This is a genomic window from Acuticoccus kalidii (genome assembly GCF_021556395.1).
Lineage (GTDB): Bacteria > Pseudomonadota > Alphaproteobacteria > Rhizobiales > Amorphaceae > Acuticoccus > Acuticoccus kalidii.
In genome coordinates this window covers 210519-234493 of sequence record NZ_JAKGCS010000015.1, presented here as the reverse complement: position 1 = coordinate 234493, position 23975 = coordinate 210519, and the positions used below count along the sequence as shown (strand labels likewise).

The window sequence follows — 23975 nt, the reverse complement described above, 5'->3', positions numbered from 1 at the left end:
CGCGCCGGCCTCAGCGGGCGCCGGAGAGGGCATCGAGAATCCGTTCGGGCGTCGCGGGGGCATCGAGATGCGCAAAGCCGCCGCTCGCCGCCGCGATCGCCGCGCCGATCGCCTGATGGGCCGAGATCGCGAGCATCAACGGCGGCTCACCGACCGCCTTGGAGCGGCGCACCGTGAGCTCCCGGTTCACCCCCTTGGGCCAGATCGCGATCCGCATGTCGCGCGGCCGGTCGGCAGCGGTGGGGATCTTGTAGGTCGAGGGGGCGTGCGTCGCGAGGCGGCCGGTCCGGTCCCACCACAATTCTTCGGTGGTGAGCCAGCCCATTCCCTGGACGAAGCCGCCTTCGATCTGGCCGAGATCGACCGCCGGATTCAGCGACCGGCCGACATCGTGGAGAATGTCGGCCCGCAGAATGCGGCTCTCTCCGGTCAGCGTGTCGATCGCCGCCTCGCTGACGGCGGCGCCATAAGCGAAATAATAAAACGGGCGGCCGGACGCGCTCTCCCGATCCCAGTGGATGCGCGGCGTCGCATAAAAGCCGGTGGCGGAGAGGCCGATACGGGCGAGATAGGCCTCGTGCACCAGGGCGTCGAAGTCGGTCCGCGTCGCCCCGGCATCGACCCATCCGCCGGCGAAGACGACATCCTCGGCGGCGACGCCGGCCCGCTCGGCGGCGAAGGCGGCGAGGCGCGCCCGGATCGTGGCGCAGGCGTCGAGCGTCGCCATCGCGTTCATGTCCGCGCCGGAGGAGGCGGCGGTGGCGGAGGTGTTCGGCACCTTGTCGGTGCGCGTGGCGGTGATCTTCACCCGCTCGAGCGGCAGGCCGAACGCGTCGGCCGCCACCTGCGCGACCTTGATATAGACGCCTTGCCCCATCTCGATCCCGCCATGATTGATCATGACCGAGCCGTCTTTGTAGACGTGGACGAGCGCCCCCGCCTGGTTGAGAAATGTCGTCGTGAAGGAGATGCCGAACTTCACCGGCGTCAGCGCGATGCCGCGCTTGATGATGGGCGAGGCGGTGTTCCATTCGGCGATCGCGGCGCGCCGGGCCTCGTAGTCGGACGTGCGGACGAGATCATCGACGATCTCGTCGATCACCGCGTCCTCGACCTCCATGTGATAGTGCGTGGTGCGCACCGAGGCGGGCATCGACGCGCGATAGAGGTTCGCCCGCCGCACCGCCAGCGGGTCGAGGCCGAGCGTGTGGGCGACGTGCTCGATCACCCGTTCGATCCCCACCATGCCCTGCGGTCCGCCGAAGCCGCGAAAGGCGGTGTTGGAGCACGTGTTGGTGCGCCAGCGATGCGACACCACGTCGAGCGCGGGGATCGCATAGGCGTTGTCGGCGTGGAACATCGCACGGTCGCAGATCGCGCGGCTGAGATCGAGCGACCAGCCACAGCGTGCGTGCTGGATGAACGAAACGCCGAGAAGGTGGCCGGCCGCGTCGAAGCCCACCTCGTAATCGATGCGGAAATCGTGGCGCTTGCCGGTGATGATGAAATCGTCGTCCCGATCGGGCCGGACCTTGGCGGGGCGGCCGGTGGCGCGTGCGGCAAGGGCGGCGATCGCGGCCATCAGATTGCCTTGCGTCTCCTTGCCGCCGAAGCCGCCGCCGAGACGGCGCGCCTCCACCGTCACCGCATGGGCGGGCACGCCGAGAACGCGGGCGACCACCTCCTGCGTTTCGGACGGATGCTGCGTGGAGGACACGACGTGCATGTCGTCGTCCTCGCCGGGGGTGGCGATCGCGATTTGGCCTTCGAGGGAGAAATGCTCCTGGCCGCCGATCTCGATCCGGCCGGCGAGGCGGTGGGGCGCGGCCGCGATCGCGGCGGCGGCGTCGCCACGGGCCATGCGATAGGGCGCGTCGACGGCATCGCCGGCGGCGATCGCGTCCTCGATGGTGATGACGGGGGTCTCCTCCACCGCCTCGATGACGGCGCATTCGGCCGCGAGCCGGGCCGACCGCCGCGTCTCGGCCACCACGGCGAAGAGCGGCTGGCCGTGATAGGCGACCGCGGCAATCCCGCCTTCGAGCGCGAGCATGATTTCGTCGTGCTTGACCGGGCCGACATCGTTCTCGCCGCGCACATCGTCCCCCGTGAGGACTTTGATGACGCCGGGCGCGGCGGCCACCTTGTCGAGATCGGCGGCAAGCCGGCCCTTCGCAAAGCGCGCATAGGCGATGTAGACGTGGACGAGCGCTGCGGGTTCGGCAATGTCATCGGCATAGATCGCGCGGCCGGAGACGTGCTTGTCGCCCGAATCGTGCTTGTGCGGGCGATGCGTCTCGCCGTGCGCCGGATGCGGCGTCGCGGGGGCGGGGTCCGGGCGGAGACGGCCGGCCTCGGCGGGGGGCAGATAGTCCTCCATCATGCGCCGATCCGCTCGGCGGCGCGCCCGGCGAGGCGGGTTACCGTTTCGGGCGCCGTCCGCTCCACGACATCGCGCATCAAAAGATTCTTCGCCACCGCGAGGCGGTAGGCGGCGGAGGCGCGCTGGTCGCTCATCGGTTGAAAGTCCTCGGCGAGCGCTGAGGCCGCCGAGGCGACGCTCTCGCGGTCGTAGATCTTGCCGACGAGCGCGGCTTCGGTGGCGAGCGCGCGTTTCGGCGTGCCGGCCATGCCGCCGAAGGCGAGCCGGGCCTCGGCGACGACGCCGACCTCGAGGGTGAGCGCGAAACAGCCGAGAATGGCGGTGATATCGGAATCGAAGCGCTTCGACACTTTGTGGCAGGACAGCCTGTCCAACCCGGCGAGTGGGATCAGCACGCGGCGGACATATTCGCCCGGCTGCCGGTCCTGCTGGCCATAGGCGATGAAATACTCCTCGAGCGGCAGCCGCCGCGGGCCGTCCCGGTGGCCGAGCTCCAGCGTCGCCCCGGCCGCGATCAGGGCCGGCGGCAGGTCACCGATCGGCGAGCCGTTCGCGATATTGCCGCCGACGGTGCCGGCATTTCGCACCTGCATCCCGCCGAAGCGGCGCATCATCTCGCCGAGCTGCGGCCACGGCGCGAGCACCGCGGCGGCGAAGGCGGCGAGGGGGAGCGCGGCGCCGACGACGAGCTGGTCACCCTCGCGCTCGATCGTCTTCAACGCGTCGAGGCGCGCCGTCGACAGGATCATCGGCGGATCGAAGAGGCGCTTGGTGATCCATAGGCCGAAATCGGTGGCGCCCGACAGGATCGTCGCGTCGGGGGCATCGGCGAGGGCGTCGGCGAAAGCGGCCTCCGTGTCGGGGGCGAGGAAGCGGCGGTCGTCGGCGCGATAATCGAGGGGCGGGATGGCGGCGAGGGCGTCGGCGCGGGCGGCGTCGGCGACCGGATCGCCGAGGGCGTCCGCCGCCGCGGCGCTCGCCTCCGCTGCCTCGAGGATCGGACCATAGCCGGTGCAGCGGCACAGATTGCCGGCGAGCCGGTCTTCGACGGCCTGTCGATCGGCCGGCGCTCCGGCCTCGCGGCTCCACAGCGCCATCACGATGCCGGGGGTGCAGAAGCCGCATTGGGAGGCGTGCCGGTCGGCCATCTCGCGCTGGATCGGGTGCGGCGCGCCGTCGGCCGCGATGCCCTCGATGGTGACGATATCGGCGCCATGGGCCATCGGCAGGGCCATGATGCAGGCGTTCACGGCCCGGGTCGCGAGGCCCGCGCCGTCGGGGCGGCGCACGGCGACGGTGCAGGCGCCGCAATCGCCCTCGGCGCACCCTTCTTTGGCGCCGGTGAGGCCGCGGGCGCGCAGCCATTCGAGAAGCGTCGTCGTCGGCGGCATGTCGGCGATGTCGACGCGTTCGCCGTTGAGAAAGAACGTGATCGTCTCGGTGGACGGGCTCTCACGCATCGGCGGGCTCAACTCCCTCGATAGGTCGAATATCCGTAGGGCGAGACGAGTAGCGGCACGTGATAGTGCGCCTCCTCGTCGGAGATGCCAAACGCGATCACCACGGTGTCGAGAAAGGCGGGATCGGCGAGATCGACGCCGAGGCGGCGGAAATAGTCGCCGACCTCGAACTCGAGCGTATAGGCGTCGGCGCGGAATTGATCGCCGGCGAGGAGTGGCGTCTCGACCCGTCCGTCGGCGTTGGTGGTGGCGCGGGTGATTTCGTTGCCGTCCGCGTCGCACAAGGTGATGGCGACGCCGGATGCGGGTATTCCATGTGCGGTGTCGAGTACGTGGGTGGTGAGATAGCCCGCCATACCGCCTCCTCGTGCGCTCGATCTGTCGGCACCCCATCACGGCACAGAATGCGGCGATCCACAACGACGGGTTTGGCTTGCCGAAAGCTGCGCCCGATGCGCCGACGGCCTCACGCGACGGTTATTCGGTCCGGATGCCCGTGCGTTAAAGCGGCCGGCCGGGTTGCTGGCAGGCAATCATCCCGCTCCGGGATCGCCATCGTCCGGCCGGATCTGCTAGATGGGCTGGCGGGGCTGGTCAGCGCGCTTCGTGCGACGCGGGCCACTTGGATTGTGTCGGCCGGGCGCGTGGGGCGGCTGGAATCGCCGGATCGGCGTGCGTGCCGGCCGATTGTGCGCGGCCGGTGCCGATCCGCCCGGATTTTTGATCTGGGCGCGGAGCGGCCCGGTTTCGACCGTGGAACGCGGAGCCGCCTCGTTGTGTCCAATTTGCGCATGTAACGCGCAGAGGTGTCAGCCGGGCGCGGGGATCGCGCCATTATTGTTTGGCGCGGGCGTCGCGCCGTTGTTGTTTGGCGCGGGTTTCGCGCCATTGTTGGTGGAGCGCGGTAAATGCACCGTGCTTGTCCGCATGATGAATGGCCGCGTGTTCGTGCCGAAACAATTTGCTGCCCGATGGCAAACCGCCGGGGGCAGCCGTGCTTCGGCCGATGAGCGGGCCCGAGAGGAGACGATAAAATGGCGCAGCGCTTCAGCACGTTCCTGATGTTCACCGGCCGGGCGAGCGAGGCGATCGATCTTTATCGTTCCCTCTTCGAGGACATGCGGATGGACCATGTCGATCTTTATGAGGACGGCGAGCCGGGCCCCGTCGGAACGGTGAAGCACGCCGCTTGGACGCTCGCAGGGCAGAATTTCGCGGCCATCGATTCGCCGATCGAGCACGGGTTCGGGTTTACGCCCTCGATGTCGATCGTCGTCGAATGTTCGAGCGACGCGGAGATCGAGCGCCTCTTCGGTGGCCTCTCCGAGGGGGGCGAGGTGATGATGCCGCTCGACGCCTATCCCTTCAGCTCAAAATTCGGCTGGGTGAAGGACCGCTTCGGCGTCTCCTGGCAATTGAGCCTCGCCTGATCCGATCGGAGGGGGCGCCGAGGATCGGCCGCCGCGGTGCCTCGCCGACTCGCGAACCATCCGGGTGGATGATGAGCCGACTGGCTCGCCCGACGGTCGCGGGCGGGGAGGGCGGACGACGCGTGGCCGGGCTCGGCGATGCGGCGATCTCTCCAATACGGCGGAGGCGTCTCGCCAGTGCGGCGGTGCCGTTTTGGTCATGCAGCGCAGCCGTCTCGGCCTTGCGGCGGAGCCGTGTTGCCCATGCGGCGGCGTCGCCCCGCCTTTGCGGCGGGGCCGACTCGGTCGTCCAGCGGCGCCATGACGCCCGTGCGGCGAAGCCGTCCCGCCACGACACCATGATGCGGACCGCTATGATGGCGGCGGCCTTGTCCCGGCCGGTGGACGGGCCTCGGACACGTCGATGACGAAGCGGACGCCGCCGGGCGGGCCGGCACGGATGAGTGGCCCCCGCGTCGACACCATGACGATGCCGAGGAGCACGGCGCCGAAGATCCAGATCGTTCCGATCATCGCGCTGCCGGTGGTGGCGCGGTGGATCGCACCATCGTTCCCCTCCGCCAGGGCGCCGAAGGTGGAGAGGAGCCACACGAGCATCAGAAAATTGAAGCCGATGAAGCTCCACTTGCAGAAAACGCCGAACGCGCTGCGGCGGCGAGTGGCGGTCGCGACGAATGCTGTCATGATCGGCCCTTCTGTTGGCTGCTCCATCGGCCCCTCCGGCTGTGGAGAGGATTTCGAGACTAACCCGGACGGACGTCGAATGCAACTTAAGCGAGTGTGGTGATGGCCGCCGATCGGACGATGGCGGATCTCGTGCTCCGCGCGCCGGAGCCGCGCGACGTTTCCTCGCTCACGGCGATGACCAACCTCCCCGGCGTCCGCGCCGGAACGCACCGCCTTCCCTTCGCGAGCGAGGCGGAGGTCGCGCGCCGCTTCCTCGAACGGCCTGCCGACCAGTTCGCGATCGTCGCGGCGACGCGGGAGGCGGTCGTCGGTTGGGCATTCCTGGAGCGGGGCCGCGGGCGCAAGGCCCACAGCGCGGGCTTCGGTCTCGCGGTCCATGACGATCATTGGGGCGAGGGGATCGGCGCGGCCCTTCTCGGCGCCGCGCTCGACATGGCCGACGGTTGGCTCGGCCTCGTCCGCGTCCATCTCGACGTTCTCGCCGACAATCACCGGGCGATCGCGCTTTATGAGCGGTTCGGATTCGAGACCGAGGGGCGGCTCCGCGCCGATGTCCTGCGCGACGGCGTCCTCGTCGACAGTCTCGTCATGGCGCGGCTTCGCTCGGCGCCCGCCCCGGCCGGCGAGGCGTGAGCGGTCCGGCCTTCAGCGTCGGCGCGCATTGCGGATGACGACGCCGAGGGCGGCCGCGAGAAGCGCCGCCACCATGAGATTTTCCGCCGGGGATCGTCCGAAAAAGGGGCGCGCCTTACGCCGCCGCGCGACGGGAGGCGGGTGAACCGCCATCGGCTTGGCGATCGGCATGAACGGGGCGGCGAGCATCCCGGCGATCGAGACTGCGCGGACGAGCGGCGACGGGTGCCGCGTCGCGCCGGGCGATGGGGCGCCGGAGGGCATCGCGCCGTGCCGCGGCGCCATGCCGCCAGTCATGGGAACGGATCCGCTCTGCGCCGCATCGCGGTGGACCTTTCTGCGCTCCGGGCCGCTGCCGAGCCGCCATGCGAGTTTGCGACCAGTTCGGCCGAACGCAAAGCCTCTTTTCGGAGCGCGCGCCGGGCAAGAGCCTGGCGCGCTCGCCGTCTCTGTCATGGGTGCGAGACCGAAACGTCATTCCATGTCGGGCTCGGCTCGTCTAAGGAACGGCCTCGACTGGACATGAAAAGTGAGCGCTGCTTGAGGTACGCCGTCTATCTGACACCGCCACACGGGTCGCCGCTTCTGGAGCGCGCCGAGGCGTGGCTCGGCCGTTCGGCCTTGAGCGGCGCCGTCGGTGAGCCGGCCGCACCGCATCAGGCCCGCGTCGCGGCGCCGGCGCGCTATGGCTTCCACGCGACGATGCGGGCGCCGTTCAGCCTCGCCCCCGGCGTGTCGGAAGCCGATCTCATCGCCCGGTTCCGGGCCTTCGCGGCCGAGCAGCCGCCGCTGGAGGTGACGCTGGAGATCGCCGAGCTCGGCCATTTCGTCGCGCTCGAAGCGATCGACCATGCCCCTGTGGCGGCCGCCGCCGAGGCGGTGGTGCGGGCGTTCGAGAGCGCCCGCGCGCCGCTCGACGAGGCGGATCGCGCGCGCCGCAGTCCCGGCCTTCTCGATGCCCGCGGGCGCGAATTGCTGGATGCGTGGGGCTATCCGTTCGTCATGGAGCGCTTCGTCTTCCATATGACGTTGAGCGGCTCGATCGAAGCCGTCGCGGTGCCGGCGGTGACCGAAGCCGCGGCGGCGCATTTTGACGGCCTGCTCGGCGTGCCGCATCGGCTCGTCTATGCGATTTTCCGGGAGGACGAGCCGAAGGGCCCGTTCTCCATCATTGCAACCCAAGATGACCTCGGCGAGTGAACCCGTGACCATCCTCTCCAACGCACGCATCGTTCTCGAGGACGCGGTGGTCCTCGGCCATCTCGTGATGGACGAAGGCCGCATCACGGCGATCGGGGAGGGGGCGCATCCGGGCGGGGAAGACTGCGGGGGCGATTATCTGATCCCCGGTCTCGTCGAGCTTCACACCGACCATCTGGAAGGCCATATCGCGCCGCGGCCGCGCGTGCGCTGGAACAGCACCGCCGCGATACAGGCCCACGACGCGCAGATCGCGGCCTCGGGGATCACCACGGTGCTCGACGCGCTGCGCGTCGGGCTCGACGCGGATTCCTCCCTCACCTCGGAGGATTCGCGGCAGATCGCGAACGATATCAAGTCGGCGCAGGACGACGGGCGGCTGCGCGTCGATCACCGCTTCCATCTGCGCTGCGAGGTCTCCGACGAGTATGCGGTTCCGGGCTTCCATCTGTTCGATGATCTCGACGGGGTCGCTCTCGTCTCGCTGATGGACCACACGCCCGGGCAGCGCCAATTCCGCTCGCTCGACGCCTATCGCGCCTATTTCCAGACGAAGAGCGGGATGTCCGATCCCGAGTTCGAGCGGTTCCAGGCCGAGCGACGCGAGCGCGCGGCGGTCTGGTCCGATCGCAACCGGCGCGAGGTCGCCGAGCTCGCCAAGGCGCGCGGCGTGGTGATCGCGAGCCACGACGACGCGACCGCCGAGCACGTGGCCGAAGCGGTTCGCGACGGCGTCACGCTCGCGGAATTTCCGACGACGATCGATGCCGCCCGCGCCTCGCGCGAGGCGGGGATGCGCATTCTGATGGGCGGGCCGAATCTCGTCCGCGGTGGTTCACATTCAGGCAATATCTCAGCGGGCGAACTCGCCGATATCGGCGCGCTCGATATCCTCTCTTCTGACTATGTGCCGTTTTCGATGCTGCAGGCGGCGTTCGTTCTCGGCGAACGCGAAGGGTGGACCGTGCCGCGTGCGATCGCGACGGTCACCCGTGAGCCTGCGGCCGCGATCGGGCTGACGGACCGCGGTCAAATCGCCACGTCGTTGCGGGCCGATCTCGTTCGCGTGCGCCGGACGGGGGACGGGGACATCCCCGTGGTCCGTGCCGTTTGGCGCGAAGGTGCCCGCGTGGTGTAGGCGTTTCGCCGGGTCATTAACCGGGTGTGGTAATCAAAACGACACGTGCCATCTATGCAAGCGCGCTACAAGCGCTACTCTATTATAGTCAACTCCGGGGGGCTCGTGTGTGCTCTCCTGACCGACCGAAGAGGGCAAGGGCGTTTTAGTGCGGGCATTGAATGCGACAGGCGGCGAAGGAAGACTGCTCAACGTCTGACGAAACGATGGACGTTGAAGCAATATCGTCGCGCGCCAGCGTGACCGAGACGTCGAATCCGCACATGCGAGCGATCCGACTCGTGACCTTGTATATGCGGTCCTTCGGGATGAAGGCCGCCATACTCGACAGTGGCGACTCCCGCCCCGTCGTGGTCGGCGATCCGGCATTCCAGTCTCAACTCGCGGCCGCTTGGCAGGTGCCCAAGTCGGATGCCCGTCCGGCGACGATCACGGTTCGGAGCGTTGCGGGTCCGGCGACCATCGTCGCGATGCCGATCGCCTTCGCGGGCCGCACCGCGTGGATCGCCGGCATCGGCGAGGGCGTCGTCGCGCTGCCTGACACGGTCGGTCTCATCCACCAGGTCCTTCTCGAAGGCCGTTTCAACCATCCTGACGCCGGCGGCAAAGCGGCGCGGGCGGAGCGCCTCTCTCACGAGGAGGAGGCCGGTCCCGCTGCGCGACGGCTCGGTGTCGGAACGCTCTGCCATGACTTCAAGTCGGACACCTTGGAGATGTCGCCCACCGCAGGGACGCTGCTGGGTGGCGGCCCTTTCCTGCGGCTTGCGGAGGTCGCCGAGGCGTTTCAGCCGCTCGACCGCGCCTTCGTGACACGCCTCCTCACCGGCGCCGATCCGCAGATGACCACGTTCGACGTGGAGTGCGAGCGCGCCGGCACGCCGCCGACGCGGCTGCGCCTCACCGGCGAGATCGTACGGTCCGGCGGCGAGCCGCTCCGCCTGTTCCTCAGCCTGCACGACAAGGGAGCCGCACGCACCCATCAGGATCTGTCGACCGAGGGCGCCGATCGGGACAGCCTGACCGGCGCCTATAACCGCTCCGTTCTCGACGACATCATCACCAAAGCCACCCAGGACGCCGCGAACGGCGCTCGCCGCGCCGCGCTCTTCATGGTCGATGTCGACAACTTCAAGGACGTCAACGACACCAACGGCCGTGATGCGGGCGATGAAGTTCTGCGCCACGTCGCGCGCACCTTGAAGACCGTCATCGGCCCGCAGGATGTCCTGATCCGCCTTGCGGGGGACGAGTTTGCCGTGGTGATCGCCGAGGTCGAGGACGGCGCCGCGATGGCCGATCTCGGCGAGCGGATCGGCGGCTTGCTGCGCACGCGCGTCACTGCGCCGTCCGGCCCGGTCGATATCCAGGTCTCCCTCGGCCTCGCGCTCTTCCCGGACGATGTGTCGGCGGATGTCGATCTCTATCGGGCCGCCTCGCAGGCGCTGTTCGAGGCGAAGGCGGACGGCGGCGACGGGCTGAAACGTTTCGACCCCGCGATGCGCGAACGGCGCGAGCAGCACCGGGCGTTCATTTGGAACGTCCGCGCCGGCCTCGCGCGGGGCGAGTTCGAGCCTTTCTTCCAGCCGAAGCTCGATCTGAGGACCGGCTGCGTCGTCGGCTTCGAGGCGTTGTGCCGATGGCGGCATCCGGAGCGCGGAACGCTCGGCCCCGTCGCATTCTTCAAGGCGTTCGACGACCGCGATATCGGCGGCGTCCTGTCCGACGTGGCGCTCCGGGGATCGTTCGCCGCGGTGCGCAAGTTTCACGATATGGGGCTGTCGCCGGGTCATATCGCCGTCAATCTCAACCAGATCCAGCTCGAGCGGCCGGAGCTCGTCGATCAGATCGAGCGGTTGCAGGCGGAATTCGAGGTCGCGCCGACCGAGATCCTCTTCGAGGTCGTGGAGAACGTCCTCATCCACGACAAGCGCACCGTCTACGACAATCTGACCGAACTGTTCCACCGCGGCTTTCGCGTCGCGCTCGACGATTTCGGCACCGGTTTCGCCTCGCTCACGAACATTCGCGAGCCGTTCATCCGCGAAGTGAAGATCGACCGCAGCTTCGTCACCAACTCCACGATCAACCCGCTCGACCAGCAGATCGTCGCCGCCATCGTCCAGATGGCGCGCAAGTTGGGCCTTGGCGTCGTCGCCGAAGGGATCGAGGACGAGGAGACGCTGAAAAACCTCAGGATGCTCGGCTGCACCATGGGGCAGGGCTTCGTGTTCTCCCACGCCCTGCCGTTCGATGACGCGCTTCAGTTCATTGGCCGCCAGGAGCGGATTTTGACGCTCTTGGAGGGGATCCAGCTTTAGCGTCCCCGCTCTTCGAGCCGGGCGCGTAGACCGAGGAGACCGGCTTCGGCGGCGTCAGCTCGATCGCGGGCTCGGAGTGGGTGTGCCGCTCGATCGAGACGAGCGGGATCGCATCACGCTCCCACCCATTGGGGCCGAACGTCACCGGATGCACGGTGAGTGCGCTGCCGTCGATCTCGATCCGGTTGAAGCTGTTCGGCTCGCCCCGCGTCCGGGAGGACAGCGCCGTCCCGGCCTGAATGACCGTCACCCGCTGGCCGGGCTGGGTGCGGGAGGCGACGACGGATCCGCCATGCGGCTCTTGGTCGAACGCGGCCGAATAGGTGCGGTGGAGATGGCCGGCGGTCACGAGGTCGACCTTCTGTCCAGCGAAGGCGGCGAGGGCCTGTTGAGCGCGGCGCACCATCACCCGCGGGCGGTCGGACAGCTCCTCGGTGTCCTCGGCGATGAAGGGGTGATGCGCGACGACGATGCGGAAGGCGCTGTCTCGTGCGCGCTTGAAGCGACCGGACAGCTCTTCGATCTGACTGCGGGAGAGGCTGCCGTGCGACCAGTCGAGGCGAAGCGCCATGCGCCGGGCGGTGTTGAGACCGATCACCGCGACGTGGCGGCCGAACCAGCTCGGTTCGAGCTCCTTGTTCACATAAGAGTGCCAGCGGCGATAGGGCGCGAAGAAGCGCTCGCCGAGCGCATAGGGCGTGATGTCGTGATTGCCGGGGACGGCGATCACCGGGGACTCCAGGGCTTCGATGAAGGCGCGGGCGCGCTCGAACTCGCTGTGACGGGCGGCCATGGTCAGATCGCCGGAGAGGATGACGAGGTCGAATTCCTCGCGATTCAGCTCGTCGATCAGGGCGGCCGTCGTCTCCGGATCCTCGGACCCGAAGTGGAGGTCGGAGATATGGGCAAGTCGAGTCATGCGCTTACCTCTTGCGCGACAGGGCGGGTGAAAACGGACACCTCGCCCGTGCGCACCTCTATGGAACAAGGGGATGGCACGAGCGTGCGTTCCCCGTCCAGCATCGCATGAATCCGCCGTCGCGGCCCGCTGATCCGCGCATGGGTCGCGATAATCTGTTCAACGTCCGGATCATCGGCGAGCGCGCCGACGGCGCCGCGCACCAGGAGACGCGCGACGTCGACGCCCGATTCGGGGTGCAGCGCGAACACCGTGATCTTGCCGCCGGTCACGGTCGCGCGATGCGGCACGGGCAGGAGCATCCGGTCGAGCGTGCCGACGATGATGGCGAAGGACCGGCCTTCGAGCTTGCGTTCCTCGCCATCGACCGTGGTGGCGAGGCAGACGAGATTCGGATCACGCGGCAGCGTGGCGAGCGCATGGAGGCCGAGCCAGATCCGGTCGAGCATCCGCATCCGGCCGCGCCGATTCTCGCGGTGAACGCCGATCCGCACGGGCAGGCCCGTGAAGGCGGTGTGCAGGAAGATGTGCTTGTCGATCGCGGCATAATCGACCGGACGCACATGGCCTGCGCTGATCACCTTGGCCGCTTCGAGCGGGTCGATCGGGATGCCGTAATCGTGGGCGAGGAGGTTCATCGTCCCGCCGGGGATGATGCCGATCGGTCGGCCGCCGCCGCGATGGGCTTCGATGGCGGCGCGAATCGTCCCATCCCCACCGGCGACGATGACGATATCCTCCGAACTGTCCCGGCTTTCCTGGATCTGCCGTTTGATCGGCCCATCGAGGGCGTGGACGCGGATTCCCTCCGCTTCGAGACGGGCGATCGTATCGTCGCGCGCCCGGTCCTGATTGAGGTAAGTGCCGGATGACGTGTTGAAGATAAGGACTGCCGATGGCATCGCAGACTTTCGTGAAGGGTCTACAACGAACGCGCTGCCTGACCTTCCGTTGCGTGTGCTCAACGAATGGGCGCTTCGGAAATGTCCGCCGGCTGTTCAGCGCCGTACCCTGCCCTTAAGTGGGGTGGCGGACAAGGGAGAGATGCATTGCGGCAGAGGTTGAGGCGGATCGAGGACCAGGCGCGCCTGGCCGCCGCGACGATGCAAGAGCGTGTCGGAGGGCTGATGGCGCCGAGCCTGAGGCTCGGCGTGACAGGCCTCTCCCGCTCGGGAAAGACCGTCTTTCTCGCCGCCCTGGTGCACAATCTCGTCCACGGCGGACGGCTGCCGCTGTTCGCCGCCTATGCCGAAGGCCGCCTGTCGAGCGCCAATCTCGCTCCCCAGCCCGATGACGAAGTGCCGCGTTTTCCATACGAGGATCATGTCCGCGCGCTTGTGGATGAACGCGTCTGGCCGGCCTCGACGCGCAAGATCGCGCAGCTCAGGGTGACGATCGAGTACGAGACGGCGCGCTTTCTCGGCCGCCGTTTCGGCCCCGGCCGGTTGCATCTCGACCTCGTCGATTATCCCGGCGAATGGCTGCTCGACCTTCCCTTGATGCATCTTTCCTTCAAAGACTGGTGCGCCACCTCGCTCGACGAGGCGGCGCGGCGGCCGGTCGAATCCCGCGATTTCCGGGCTCAGATCGGCGCGCTCGATCCGCTCGCCCCCGCGAAGGAAGGCGACGCCCAGTCGCTCGCCGAGACGTTCACGCGCTATCTGAAGGCCGCCCGCGCCGATCCTCATGCGCTCGCCGCCCTTCCGCCCGGCCGCTTCCTGATGCCGGGCGACATGGAAGGCTCGCCGGCGCTGACCTTCGCGCCGCTGCGCCTGCCGGATACCGACGACATGCCCTCGGGCTCGCTCTGGGCGATGATGGAGCGGCGCTATGAGGCCTACAAAACCCACGTCGTCCGCCCGTTTTTCCGCGACCATTTCGCAAGGCTCGACCGGCAGATCGTCCTCGTCGACGTGCTCGCGGCGCTGAATGGCGGGCCGGAGGCGCTCGACGAGCTGCGGCGCGCGCTCTCCTCCGTGCTCGCCTGTTTCCGCACCGGACGGCTGTCCTTTCTCGGCTCGCTCGTCGATCGCCGGATCGACCGGATCCTCTTCGTCGCGACGAAGGCGGACCACATCCATCACACCGATCACGACCGGCTGGAGCGCATCCTCGAACATCTCGTCGCGGAGGCGAAGGAACGGGCGCAGTTCACCGGCGCCGCCGTCGACGTCGCGGCGATGGCCGCGGTGCGGGCGACGCGTGAGGCGAGTGTCACCCGCGATGGTGAGGTCTGGCCGACCATCGTCGGCACGCCGATGGCGGGCGAGCGGATCAACGGGCGCGTCTTCGACGGGGAGGCGGAAATCGGCCTCTTTCCGGGCGATCTCCCCGATGATCCATCGGCAGTGTTCGAGGAGGTGCGGGACGAGTATGGTGTCACCACGATGCGATTCCGTCCGGGCCGGGTGGAGCGCTCCAACTCGGGCCTGACGCTGTCCTTGCCGCACATCAGGCTGGACCGCGTGCTGCAATATCTGATCGGAGACCGCCTGTCGTGACGCGCCGTCGCCCCACGATCTTCGAAATCGACGAGGTGGCCTTCGACGAGGAGGCGGAGGAGGCCCCGCGCGCCGAGCCGCGCCGCGAGGCCCGCCGCGCCCGCCCCGGACCGACGCTCGGCCCGGAGACGCTGGAGCAGGAAGAGGCCCCGCCGCCGCCCGTCGCGATCGAGCCCGAGCCGCTCCGCAAGCGGCCCGGCCGGACGTGGCTGAAGCTCTTCACCATCGGCCTGTCGGGCCTTGCGGGTCTTGCCCTCTCGATCTCCCTCTATGCGTTCATCGAGGATCTCCTCTCGCGCATTCCCGCGCTCGGCTATGTCGCCGCGGTGCTCGCCGCGGCGATGGTGCTCGGCCTCTTCGGCATGGTCGCGCGGGAATGGATCGCGCTGCGCCGCCTCAAGGAGGTGGAATCGCTGCGCCGCAAGGCCGACGACGCCGTCCTCAGCGACGATCGGCACGAGGCGCTCGCCGCCCTCAAGGAGCTGATCGACCTTTATGGCGACCGGCCGGAAACGGCGCGCGGCCGCAAGGCGATGCGCGGCCACATGCGCGAGATCATCGACGGGCGCGACCTCATCGCCCTCGCCGAGCGGGAAGTCCTCGGCCCGCTCGACCGCAAGGCGATCAACGAGATCGTCGCCACCTCGCGGCGCGTCGCCGCGGTGACGGCGCTGTCGCCGCGTGCCCTCGTCGACCTCGCCTTCGTGATCTTCGCGGCCCTCACCCTCGTGCGGCGGATCGCCAACATCTATGGCGGCCGGCCCGGAACGCTCGGCTTCCTGCGGGTCCTGCGTCATGCCGTCGCCCATCTCGTCGTCACCGGCGGGATGGCGGCGGGCGACACGCTCGTCGGTGAGGTGGTGGGGCAGGGGATCGCCGCGCGCCTTTCGGCCAAGCTCGGCGAGGGGATCGTCAACGCGCTGATGACCGCCCGTCTCGGCCTCGCGACGCTCGACGTGTTGCGCCCGCTGCCGTTCACCGGCACGCGCCGCCCGCGCATCAACGACATCCTGCCCGAGATCGCGCGGGTGATGCCGCGCGGCAAGGACGCCAAGGAGTAGGGCGATGTTCACCCCGCTCTTCGAGGGCCTCCGCGCCGAAGGGGTGCCAGTCTCGCTGCGGGAATATCTCGCGCTGCTGGAGGCGATGGAGAACGGCCTCGGCGAGGGCGATATCGAGACCTTCTATCACCTCGCCCGCGCCATCCTCGTGAAGGACGAGACGAAGATCGACGCCTTCGACCGGGTGTTCGCCCGCGTGTTCAAGGGCCTCACCACGGTCGCGCCGCCGGGCGAGGAGGTGGACATCGCCCACCTTCCGGAAGAGTGGCTGAAGGCGCTCGCAGAGCGTTTTCTGACCGACGAGGAAAAGGCGAAGATCGAGGCGATCGGCGGCTTCGAGGCGCTGATGGAGACCCTGCGCCAGCGCCTCGCCGAGCAAGAGGGCCGCCACGAAGGCGGCTCCAAGTGGATCGGCACCGGCGGCACGTCCCCGTTCGGCGCCTATGGCTACAATCCCGAGGGCGTCCGCATCGGCCAGGCCGAGAGCCGCAACCGCCGCGCCGTCAAGGTGTGGGATCGGCGCGAGTTCCGCGACCTCGACAGCGACGTCGAGATCGGCACCCGCGCCATCCGCATCGCGCTGCGGAAACTGCGCCGGTTCGCCCGCACCGGGGCGGAGGAGGAGCTCGACCTTCCGGCCACGATCGAGGCGACGGCGCGCGAAGGTTATCTCGATGTGCGCACCCGGCGCGAGCGGCAGAACGCGGTGAAGATCCTCCTTCTCCTCGATGTCGGCGGCTCGATGGACGACCATGTCGCGGTCTGCGAGGAGCTGTTCTCGGCGGCGAAGTCGGAGTTTCGCTCGCTCACGCATTTTTACTTCCACAATTGCGTCTATGAGGGATTGTGGACCTCGAACCGCCGCCGGCGGGCCGAGCAGACGGCGACGCTCGATGTCATCCGCACCTTCCCGCCCGACACGCGCCTCGTGTTCGTGGGCGATGCGGCGATGAGCCCCTACGAGATCGTGACGCCGGGCGGCGCGGTGGAGCATTGGAACGCCGAGCCGGGCGCCGTGTGGATGCAGCGCCTGCTGAACCACTTCCCGAAAGCGGCGTGGATCAACCCGGTCCGCCAGGATCTTTGGGGCTACACGGCCTCGACCGAAATTCTCGCCAAGCTGATGGGCGGGCGCATGTTCGAGCTGACGCTCGACGGTCTCGACGGGGCGATCGACAGCCTGCGGCGCTGACTGAGGCGCGCCGAGCTGCTATCCCTCCTTCGCAAGGAGGGCGAGGAATGGATGCGACCACCCGTCGATCGAGCGCACGGCCGGTGAGCCGCTATATTCCGCTGACCCGCCGGGCGGTGATCGCGACCCTCTGCCAGACGCTCGGCAGCGAGGCGGAAAAGGCGTGCTTCGCCGAGATCGCGCTCCGCCTCCAGCGCCATCGCGGGCACGGCTATCGCCTCCTCGCCGAGGAGATCCGCCGCTGCTATCTGCCGTTCAGCCCGGACCGGGATACGATGCAGATCCGCGAATTCGCCGACGAGGATCGGAAGGCGATGGGCGACCGGCTCGCCGGTCTCGTGCGTCATCTCCTCCAGCGCGCGAATTATGTGCGCCTCTCCAACGACGATCTGACCGAGATGCTGTCCGCGCGCTCGCCCTATTCGCTGCGGATCGAGGTGGATCTGTCCGAATATGACGTGATGCACGTCTTCGTGCGCGACCATTATGACGAGACGCGCACCGCGCGGCGGCCGGAATGGGCCTATCTCCTCAAGGAGACGTATGACGTCCGGATCTATCGCCGCCTCTTCGTCTTTCTGAAGCTGAAGTCGAATGAGGTCCGCGCGGCCGAGATCGCCGAGGCCGAGGGGATCAGCGAGGACAAGGCGCTGAAGACGGTCGAGAAGCGGCGCCGTCAGCTCCCCCCCGACACCAAGTCGGAGCACATTTACGTCAAGGTGTTCAAGGACATGCCCCGGCATGATCTGCAGATCCTGTTCCCGCTGCGCCGGGTGCAGTTCCGCCCGTTCGACAAGATCAAGTTCTATGCGACCGCCGGCGGCGGCACCGTCTTCGGCATCGTCTCGACCACCGGCAAGGTGCTCGCCGCGACGAACCCGCTTGCCGCGGTCGGCGCGCTGATCGGATTTATCGGCTTACTCGGCCGTCAGATCTCGACCTTCTTCAACCAGCGCACGCGCTACATGATGGAGCTGTCGCAAAAGCTCTTCTTCCACAATCTCGCGAACAATCGCGCCGCGCTCGCTCTCCTGCTCGACCGCGCCGAGGAGGAGGATGTGAAGGAGGATCTGATCGCCCTCTTCTTCAACGCGGGCAAGACCGTTCCTGAAGGCGAGATCGCGACCCGCAAGCGCGCGATCTGCGAGATGATCGCGGCGCGCTATGACGTCGAGGTCGACTTCGACTTCGAGGATTCGCTCTCCCGCCTCGTCGAGGATGGGCTCGTCACGCGGGAGAATGGGGTCGTCACCTTCCCGACGCTCGAAGAGTGCGCCGAGCGGCTCGAGGACATCCTGAAATCCGACGATGCGGACGACGCCCGGCACCTGTGCGATCACGGTGCCGAGCCCGAGATGATGGAAATCTGAGCCGCCGGCCCCGGCTTACGTGTCGAGGAGCGAGGCCATGTGGCGCACCGCGAGGTCGTAACCCTCGGTGCCGCATCCGGCGATGACGGCTTCCGCGCGGCTCGACACGTAGGAGTGGTGGCGGAACGCCTCGCGCTTGTGAATGTTCGAGATGTGCACCTCGATCACCGGCCCCTCGAAGGTGTGCAGCGCGTCGAGGATCGCGACCGAGGTGTGGGTGAAGCCCGCCGGGTTGATGATGATCCCCTTCGCGATCTCCCGCGCCTCGTGGATCCAGTCGATGATCTGATACTCGGCGTTCGACTGGTGGAAGCGCACCTCCATGCCGTGCTTGCCGGCGCGCTTGGCGCACATCGCCTCGACATCGGCGAGGGTGGTGTGGCCGTAGATCTCCGGCTGACGCTTGCCGAGGAGATTGAGGTTCGGTCCGTTGAGGACCATGATCGTCGTGGTCATGGGGATCCTTGGAGCGTTGTCGACCGCGTCGTCGCCGGCGCGCGCCGCTCTTCGTGTCGGTCTTGGGCGGCTCGGGATTCGATAGCCCGATCCGCCGATGGGGGGAAGCGGCGTGCCGTCCGCGTCTCCGCCTCAGGCGGCCCGCGATCCTGCGTCGGCGGCGCGTTCCGCCGCGGCGCCCGCGGTGAGGAGGACGAGGCCCAGCGCGTGGGCAGCGGCCGCCTGTGTCGGCTCGATCACCGGCACCCCGAGGGCGTCGGCGAGCGGGGCGCGATGGCGTGCCATCCCGGCGCAGCCGAGAAGGATCGTGTCGGCGCCATCATCCACGAGAGCGCGCGAGACCTCGAGGACGCGCGGGAAGGCCGAGGCTTCCTCCGCCGCCGCGACCGATAGATGCAGCGGACCCGAGCCCGCCCAGCGGTCCATCACGCCCATCTCGCGAAAGGCGCGGGACTGGCGCTTGATCGAGGCCGGCCCGAGCGCCACCACGCCGAAGCGGTCGCCCTGCATCAGAGCCGACATCACGGCGCATTCGCGGATGCCGAGAACGGGCCGCGTCGTCGCCTCGCGGCAGACGGCGAGACCGGGATCGGAAAAGCAGGCGATGACGAAGGCGTCGACGTCGCCGCGGTCGATCACGACATCGCGCAGAGGCAGCGTCACGGCCTCGACGTCACGCTGCGTCTCGACGCCGAAGGGGCCGGAGGCGAGGGTCATCGTCTCGAACCGCGGACCGCCGGGGAGCGCGAGGGGCGCGACCGCCTCGGCCATGCCGGCCGTCACGTCCGGGTTGGAGTTCGGATTGATGAGTAGGATGGTGCCGCCCATGCCGATCGCCATATTTGCCCCGCTCACGGCATGATGAGAGAGGCGGGATGGAGCGTCAACGCACGTAACCGTCGACATTTTCGCTTCGAGTCGCTACGTGGCCAGTGAACACGAGCGAGGAGCCCCGACAGGTGAGTGGCGTCAACGAGATCCGCGGCAAGTTCTTGGATTATTTCGCGAGCGAAGGTCACGAGATCGTCGCGTCGAGCCCGCTTGTCCCGCGCAACGACCCGACATTGCTGTTCACCAACGCCGGTATGGTGCAGTTCAAGAACGTTTTTACCGGCGCAGAGTCCCGTCCCTATGATCGGGCGGTGACCAGCCAGAAGTGCGTTCGCGCCGGCGGCAAGCACAACGACCTTGAAAATGTCGGCTACACGGCGCGGCATCACACGTTCTTCGAGATGCTCGGCAACTTCTCGTTCGGCGACTATTTCAAGGAACGCGCGATCGAGCTCGCCTGGCGTCTCGTCACCAAGGAATTCGGCATTCCGGCCGACCGCCTCCTTGCGACCGTCTATGCCGAGGACGACGAGGCGGCGGTGCTCTGGAAGAAGATCGCGGGCCTGCCCGACCACAAGATCATCCGCATCGCAACGTCCGACAATTTCTGGCAGATGGGCGACACGGGCCCGTGCGGGCCGTGCTCGGAGATCTTCTATGATCATGGCGAGCACATTCCCGGCGGCCCGCCCGGCTCGCCGGACGAGGACGGTGACCGCTTCATCGAGATCTGGAATCTCGTCTTCATGCAGTTCGAGCAGGAGGCCGGCGGCATTCGCCACGACCTGCCGAAGCCCTCGATCGACACCGGCATGGGGCTCGAGCGCATCGCGACGATCCTCCAGGGTGTGCACGACAATTACGAGATCGACCTGTTCGGCGCGCTGATCGCCGCCGCCGAGGACGCGATCGGGACCGATGCGCGCGACGCGGACGGGCGGCTGATCCCGAGCTTCAAGGTGATCGCCGATCATCTGCGCGCCACCTGCTTCCTGATGGCCGACGGCGTGCTTCCGTCCAATGAGGGGCGGGGCTATGTCCTGCGGCGCATCATGCGCCGCGCGATGCGCCACGCGAACCTGTTGGGCGCGACCAAGCCGGTCTTCTACAAGCTGGTGCCGACGCTGACGCGCGAGATGGGCCAGGCCTATCCAGAGCTGCGGCGCGCCGAAGGGCTCATCATGGAGACGACCGAGGCGGAGGAAGTCCGTTTCGGCCGCACGCTCGCGCGCGGCCTGTCGCTGCTCGAGGAGGCGACTGAGGGGCTCGACAAGGGCGCCGCGCTGCCCGGCGAGACGGCGTTCAAGCTCTACGACACGTTCGGCTTCCCCTATGACCTCACCGAGGACGCGCTGCGTCCGCGCGGGCTGACGGTCGACCGCGCCGGCTTCGACGCGGCGATGGAGCAGCAGCGGGCAGAGGCACGCCGCTCGTGGGCCGGCTCCGGCGAGGCGGCCGACGACAAGGTGTGGTTCGCGATCCGCGAGCGCACCGGCGCGACCGAGTTCCTCGGCTACGACACGACGGTGGCCGACGGCCAGCTCGCCGCGATCGTGGTCGACGGCAAGGAGGTCGAGACGCTGACGCCCGGCACCGAGGCGCGCCTCGTCTTCAACCAGACGCCGTTTTACGGCGAATCGGGTGGCCAGGTCGGCGACCAGGGCGTCGCGAGCGTCGGCGACACGCGGTTCGTGATCACCGATACGCATAAAGTGGCGGACGGGCTCTTCGTCCATCGCGGGGCGCTCGAGGCGGGCGAGCTCGCCGTCGGCGACGCGGTGACGCTGACGGTCGACGTCAAGCGCCGCGACGCGATCCGCGGCAACCACTCCGCGACGCACATCCTGCACGAGTGCCTGCGCCGCGTGCTCGGCGATCATGTCGCCCAGAAGGGCTCGCTCGTCGCGCCGGAGCGCCTGCGCTTCGACTTCTCCCACGCCAAGCCGATGTCGACGGAGGAGATCGCCGCCGTCGAAATCGGTGCCAACGCCCGCGTGCGCGAGAATGACGAAGTCGACACCCGCGTGATGGCGATCGATGAGGCGATGGAATCGGGCGCCCGCGCGCTGTTCGGCGAGAAATATGGCGACGAGGTCCGCGTCGTCTCGATGGGGCGCGACGGCAACCGCCGCTTCTCGGTCGAGCTGTGCGGCGGCACGCACGTGCGCCGCACCGGCGATATCGGCCTCGTGGTGCTGACGGACGAGAGCGCCGTGTCCTCAGGCGTGCGCCGGATCGAAGCGCTAACCGGCGAGGCGGCGCGCCAGTATATGGCGAACCAGCGGGACCGGCTGCGCGCCGTGGCATCGGCGATGCGCGTGTCGCCCGACGATGCGGCCGCCCGCGTCGAGGCCCTCGTGGAGGAACGCCGCCGGCTGGAGCGCGATCTCGAAGAGGCGAAGAAGCGGCTCGCCCTCGCCGGTCCCTCGAAGGCCGAGGCTGCGAAGACGGTGGCGGGCGTCAATTTCGTCGGTCGCGTGGTCGACGATCTTCCGGGCAAGGCGCTCAAGGGTCTCGCGGACGAGGCGCGCGAGGCGGCGGGCTCCGCCGTCGTGGCGATCGTCGGCCGGGCCGAAGGCCGCGCCAGCGTCGTCGTGACGGTGAGCCCCGACCTTGCCGAACGCTTCGACGCCGTCGCCCTGGTGCGGGCCGGGTCGGAAGCGCTCGGCGGCAAAGGCGGCGGCGGGCGCCGCGATATGGCCCAGGCAGGCGGCCCCGACGGCGCGAAGGCGGACGAGGCGATCGCCGCCATCGCCGCCGCGATGGAGGGCTGACGCGCCCCCGTCGTCCGCCGCTACGCCGCAGGCCAGACAGCAAAACGGCCCCGTCTCCGGGGCCGTTTTTTCGTTCGCCGTGCACTAAGCGCCGTCAGGCGCAGAGGCGAAGAATGAGCGGCGTCAGGTGCGGGAGCGGAGATTCCCGCGCTCGAGGTCGCGCTTCAGAAGTTGCATATTGGCCCGGTTCGCCTTCCAGAACACGTCGACGACCGTGCCGAGAACGGGGATCGAGCCGAATACGGTATCCCCTGCGACGTTGGCGATCATTCGCGCCATCGTGCGCTTGCGCACGCCCATGCGATACGCCTGAAGCAGCAGATAACTCGACATCCCGAGGCCGACGAGATCGCCGACGCCCGGCACGATGCCCAAAATGGGCTCGATACCGAAGCGGATGCCGAAAATGCTGAACTTCGAGTCCAGCCAATGAGCGATATTGTCGAGCTCTTCGCTCGACGGGGTGCGGCGATTCCGGTCACCAAAGGCCCGGTCGCCGTTCAAACGGTCCAACGTGATCGTTCGCGCCATGGTCAACCTCTCCTTGCCATGTGGAAATACGGCACGCGGGGAATAGGTTCCCAGGGCGCGTGACCGGCCTGGCCGCGGATTGCACAGCGCCGCACGGTCGAACGCCGCCTGTCGCCGGACCGATCGGCCCGCGATGCGTCGCGTTTCGCCGTTGTTTTCGCCAGATCTATGAAAATGTATGGATTGGCACGGCTTTCGCTAGTCCCCCCATGACGGATAAACGTCACAGGGAGAAACTCCATGACGATGGCTCGGCGCGTCCTGCTTTCGGTCTGCGGCCTCGCCTTGATGGCGAGCGTCGGCACTGCGAGCGCGCAGGACACCTACAAAGTTGCCCTCGACGGCACCTTCGCACCGCACGCGATGCCCAAGCTCGGCGGCGGTATTGAAGGCTTCAATGTCGACCTCGCGAACGAGATCGGCGAACGTCTCGGCGTCGAGATGGACATCACCGCCGCGCAATTTTCGGGCCTCCTGCCGGGCCTGCAGGCAGGCACCTACGATTTCATCGTCGCCCCGACGACGATCACCGAGGAGCGCGCCGACAACGTGCTTTTCTCCGAGGGCTATCTCGACACCGACTTTCAGTTCGTGGTGAAGGCCGGCACGGAGGAGTTCACCGACCTCGCGCAGTTCGAAGGCAAGACGATCGCCGTCAACAAGGGCTCGGCCTACGATGCCTGGGTGCGTAGTCTCGCCGATGAGATCGGTTGGACCGTCGAGAGCTACGGCACCAACACCGACGCGATCCAGGCGGTGCTCGCCGGCCGCGCCGATGCCAATGTGGCGGGCAACACGGTCTCGGCCTGGGCGGTGAAGAAGAACCCGCAGCTCGCTTTGTCCTATCTCCACTCGACCGGCCTCGTCTGGGGGATGCCCTTCCGCAAGGACGACGCGGAAACGCGCGACAAGGTCGAGCGCGTGATCGAGTGCATGAAGGCCGACGGCACCATCGCCGCGCTTTCGGAAAAGTGGTTCGGCGTGACCCCTCCGGAGGGCTCGACGCCGGTCACGCCCCTCAAGGGCTTCGGGCAGCCGGGTTTTGCCGGCTATGACGAGACCGAGCACGAGCTCGATTGCGGCTGACCGGC

General features: G+C 68.1%; 21 protein-coding genes. 11 read left to right on the top strand and 10 right to left on the bottom strand.

Translation table 11 applies throughout. From position 1 onward, the window contains the following. Positions 1-10: 10 nt before the first annotated feature. From xdhB to uraH, 3 genes are read right to left on the bottom strand one after another with little or no spacing between them, the layout of a single operon-like run. Positions 11-2383 carry a xanthine dehydrogenase molybdopterin binding subunit gene (gene xdhB, locus L1787_RS09085; protein ID WP_235708484.1) on the bottom strand — a complete coding sequence of 791 codons (2373 nt, stop codon included), beginning with the start codon at positions 2381-2383 and terminating at the stop codon, positions 11-13. Beyond that, entirely contained in the window at positions 2380-3843 is a 1464-nt protein-coding gene (gene xdhA, locus L1787_RS09080; RefSeq protein ID WP_235708483.1) for a xanthine dehydrogenase small subunit, read from the bottom strand. The genes xdhB and xdhA overlap by 4 nt, the downstream gene beginning before the upstream one ends. Before the next feature lie 8 nt (positions 3844-3851). Next, on the bottom strand, positions 3852-4199 hold the full coding sequence (gene uraH / locus L1787_RS09075; RefSeq protein ID WP_235708482.1) for a hydroxyisourate hydrolase: 348 nt from the start codon (positions 4197-4199) through the stop codon (positions 3852-3854). Positions 4200-4877: 678 nt separating this feature from the next. On the opposite strand from uraH, the gene L1787_RS09070 reads away from it, so the two are divergent. Beyond that, the gene (locus L1787_RS09070) at positions 4878-5273 is read left to right on the top strand and encodes a VOC family protein (protein WP_235708481.1); all 396 of its coding nucleotides are present in this window, start codon (positions 4878-4880) and stop codon (positions 5271-5273) included. Between the two features lie 351 nt (positions 5274-5624). Here the strand turns inward: L1787_RS09070 and L1787_RS09065 are convergent, their stop codons facing one another. Further along, positions 5625-5957 carry a hypothetical protein gene (locus L1787_RS09065; protein WP_235708480.1) on the bottom strand — a complete coding sequence of 111 codons (333 nt, stop codon included), beginning with the start codon at positions 5955-5957 and terminating at the stop codon, positions 5625-5627. Between the two features lie 102 nt (positions 5958-6059). On the opposite strand from L1787_RS09065, the gene L1787_RS09060 reads away from it, so the two are divergent. Beyond that, on the top strand, positions 6060-6593 hold the full coding sequence (locus L1787_RS09060) for a GNAT family N-acetyltransferase (RefSeq protein WP_235708479.1): 534 nt from the start codon (positions 6060-6062) through the stop codon (positions 6591-6593). Between the two features lie 12 nt (positions 6594-6605). Here L1787_RS09060 and L1787_RS09055 read toward each other — a convergent pair whose 3' ends face one another. Continuing rightward, positions 6606-6890, bottom strand: a complete 285-nt coding sequence (locus L1787_RS09055; RefSeq protein ID WP_235708478.1) for a hypothetical protein — start codon at positions 6888-6890, stop codon at positions 6606-6608. Between the two features lie 243 nt (positions 6891-7133). On the opposite strand from L1787_RS09055, the gene L1787_RS09050 reads away from it, so the two are divergent. The 3 genes from L1787_RS09050 to L1787_RS09040 all read left to right on the top strand — a co-directional run bounded on the left by L1787_RS09050 (position 7134) and on the right by L1787_RS09040 (position 11249). Beyond that, positions 7134-7793: a DUF1045 domain-containing protein gene (locus L1787_RS09050; RefSeq protein WP_235708477.1), complete on the top strand. Its 660-nt coding sequence runs from the start codon at positions 7134-7136 to the stop codon at positions 7791-7793. A 4-nt stretch (positions 7794-7797) separates the two neighbouring features. Then, complete coding sequence (locus tag L1787_RS09045; RefSeq protein ID WP_369415076.1) at positions 7798-8931, top strand: alpha-D-ribose 1-methylphosphonate 5-triphosphate diphosphatase; 1134 nt, start codon at positions 7798-7800, stop codon at positions 8929-8931. Positions 8932-9212: 281 nt separating this feature from the next. Further along, a complete protein-coding gene (locus tag L1787_RS09040) occupies positions 9213-11249 on the top strand; it encodes a putative bifunctional diguanylate cyclase/phosphodiesterase (RefSeq protein WP_235708475.1) in 2037 nt (678 codons plus the stop codon). Here the strand turns inward: L1787_RS09040 and L1787_RS09035 are convergent. Both L1787_RS09035 and L1787_RS09030 read right to left on the bottom strand, forming a co-directional pair. Continuing rightward, positions 11197-12168, bottom strand: coding sequence for a metallophosphoesterase family protein (locus tag L1787_RS09035; protein ID WP_235708474.1), 972 nt, complete (start codon positions 12166-12168; stop codon positions 11197-11199). The genes L1787_RS09040 and L1787_RS09035 overlap by 53 nt on opposite strands. Beyond that, the gene (locus L1787_RS09030; RefSeq protein WP_235708473.1) at positions 12165-13070 is read right to left on the bottom strand and encodes a diacylglycerol/lipid kinase family protein; all 906 of its coding nucleotides are present in this window, start codon (positions 13068-13070) and stop codon (positions 12165-12167) included. The genes L1787_RS09035 and L1787_RS09030 overlap by 4 nt, the downstream gene beginning before the upstream one ends. A gap of 201 nt (positions 13071-13271) precedes the next feature. Here L1787_RS09030 and L1787_RS09025 point away from each other — a divergent pair, with 201 nt between their 5' ends. Genes L1787_RS09025 through L1787_RS09010 form a run of 4 tightly spaced genes read left to right on the top strand, consistent with a single transcriptional unit; the run spans position 13272 to position 18292 of the window. Next, positions 13272-14669 (top strand): YcjX family GTP-binding protein, encoded by a 1398-nt coding sequence (locus tag L1787_RS09025; protein ID WP_235708716.1) that lies wholly within the window; start codon positions 13272-13274, stop codon positions 14667-14669. Continuing rightward, the gene (locus L1787_RS09020; RefSeq protein WP_235708472.1) at positions 14666-15730 is read left to right on the top strand and encodes a YcjF family protein; all 1065 of its coding nucleotides are present in this window, start codon (positions 14666-14668) and stop codon (positions 15728-15730) included. Before L1787_RS09025 ends, L1787_RS09020 begins: the two co-directional genes overlap by 4 nt. Positions 15731-15734: 4 nt before the next feature. Then, on the top strand, positions 15735-16922 hold the full coding sequence (locus tag L1787_RS09015) for a vWA domain-containing protein (protein ID WP_235708471.1): 1188 nt from the start codon (positions 15735-15737) through the stop codon (positions 16920-16922). Between the two features lie 47 nt (positions 16923-16969). After that, on the top strand, positions 16970-18292 hold the full coding sequence (locus tag L1787_RS09010) for a DUF3754 domain-containing protein (RefSeq protein ID WP_235708470.1): 1323 nt from the start codon (positions 16970-16972) through the stop codon (positions 18290-18292). 15 nt (positions 18293-18307) lie between these two features. Here L1787_RS09010 and aroQ read toward each other — a convergent pair whose 3' ends face one another. Both aroQ and L1787_RS09000 read right to left on the bottom strand, forming a co-directional pair. After that, complete coding sequence (gene aroQ, locus L1787_RS09005; protein ID WP_235708469.1) at positions 18308-18748, bottom strand: type II 3-dehydroquinate dehydratase; 441 nt, start codon at positions 18746-18748, stop codon at positions 18308-18310. A 132-nt stretch (positions 18749-18880) separates the two neighbouring features. Further along, positions 18881-19588 carry an aspartate/glutamate racemase family protein gene (locus L1787_RS09000; RefSeq protein WP_235708468.1) on the bottom strand — a complete coding sequence of 236 codons (708 nt, stop codon included), beginning with the start codon at positions 19586-19588 and terminating at the stop codon, positions 18881-18883. A 119-nt stretch (positions 19589-19707) separates the two neighbouring features. Here L1787_RS09000 and alaS point away from each other — a divergent pair, with 119 nt between their 5' ends. Then, positions 19708-22353, top strand: coding sequence for an alanine--tRNA ligase (gene alaS, locus L1787_RS08995; RefSeq protein WP_235708467.1), 2646 nt, complete (start codon positions 19708-19710; stop codon positions 22351-22353). A 123-nt stretch (positions 22354-22476) separates the two neighbouring features. Here alaS and L1787_RS08990 read toward each other — a convergent pair whose 3' ends face one another. Then, positions 22477-22884, bottom strand: a complete 408-nt coding sequence (locus L1787_RS08990) for a DUF4112 domain-containing protein (RefSeq protein ID WP_235708466.1) — start codon at positions 22882-22884, stop codon at positions 22477-22479. Between the two features lie 240 nt (positions 22885-23124). Between L1787_RS08990 and L1787_RS08985 the strand changes: the two genes are divergently transcribed. After that, positions 23125-23970, top strand: coding sequence for a transporter substrate-binding domain-containing protein (locus L1787_RS08985; RefSeq protein ID WP_235708465.1), 846 nt, complete (start codon positions 23125-23127; stop codon positions 23968-23970). The last annotated feature ends 5 nt before the right edge of the window (positions 23971-23975 follow it).

Coding starts and splice junctions, on each gene's coding strand:
- L1787_RS09070 (WP_235708481.1), top strand. CDS start 4,878: ATGGCGCAGCGCTTCAGCACGTTCCTGATGTTCACCGGCCGGGCGAGC.
- xdhA (WP_235708483.1), bottom strand. CDS start 3,843: ATGCGTGAGAGCCCGTCCACCGAGACGATCACGTTCTTTCTCAACGGC.
- L1787_RS08985 (WP_235708465.1), top strand. CDS start 23,125: ATGACGATGGCTCGGCGCGTCCTGCTTTCGGTCTGCGGCCTCGCCTTG.
- xdhB (WP_235708484.1), bottom strand. CDS start 2,383: ATGATGGAGGACTATCTGCCCCCCGCCGAGGCCGGCCGTCTCCGCCCG.
- L1787_RS08990 (WP_235708466.1), bottom strand. CDS start 22,884: ATGGCGCGAACGATCACGTTGGACCGTTTGAACGGCGACCGGGCCTTT.
- L1787_RS09065 (WP_235708480.1), bottom strand. CDS start 5,957: ATGACAGCATTCGTCGCGACCGCCACTCGCCGCCGCAGCGCGTTCGGC.
- L1787_RS09060 (WP_235708479.1), top strand. CDS start 6,060: ATGGCCGCCGATCGGACGATGGCGGATCTCGTGCTCCGCGCGCCGGAG.
- L1787_RS09030 (WP_235708473.1), bottom strand. CDS start 13,070: ATGCCATCGGCAGTCCTTATCTTCAACACGTCATCCGGCACTTACCTC.
- uraH (WP_235708482.1), bottom strand. CDS start 4,199: ATGGCGGGCTATCTCACCACCCACGTACTCGACACCGCACATGGAATA.
- L1787_RS09015 (WP_235708471.1), top strand. CDS start 15,735: ATGTTCACCCCGCTCTTCGAGGGCCTCCGCGCCGAAGGGGTGCCAGTC.
- L1787_RS09035 (WP_235708474.1), bottom strand. CDS start 12,168: ATGACTCGACTTGCCCATATCTCCGACCTCCACTTCGGGTCCGAGGAT.
- L1787_RS09025 (WP_235708716.1), top strand. CDS start 13,272: ATGCAAGAGCGTGTCGGAGGGCTGATGGCGCCGAGCCTGAGGCTCGGC.
- L1787_RS09055 (WP_235708478.1), bottom strand. CDS start 6,890: ATGACTGGCGGCATGGCGCCGCGGCACGGCGCGATGCCCTCCGGCGCC.
- aroQ (WP_235708469.1), bottom strand. CDS start 18,748: ATGACCACGACGATCATGGTCCTCAACGGACCGAACCTCAATCTCCTC.
- L1787_RS09000 (WP_235708468.1), bottom strand. CDS start 19,588: ATGGCGATCGGCATGGGCGGCACCATCCTACTCATCAATCCGAACTCC.
- L1787_RS09010 (WP_235708470.1), top strand. CDS start 16,970: ATGGATGCGACCACCCGTCGATCGAGCGCACGGCCGGTGAGCCGCTAT.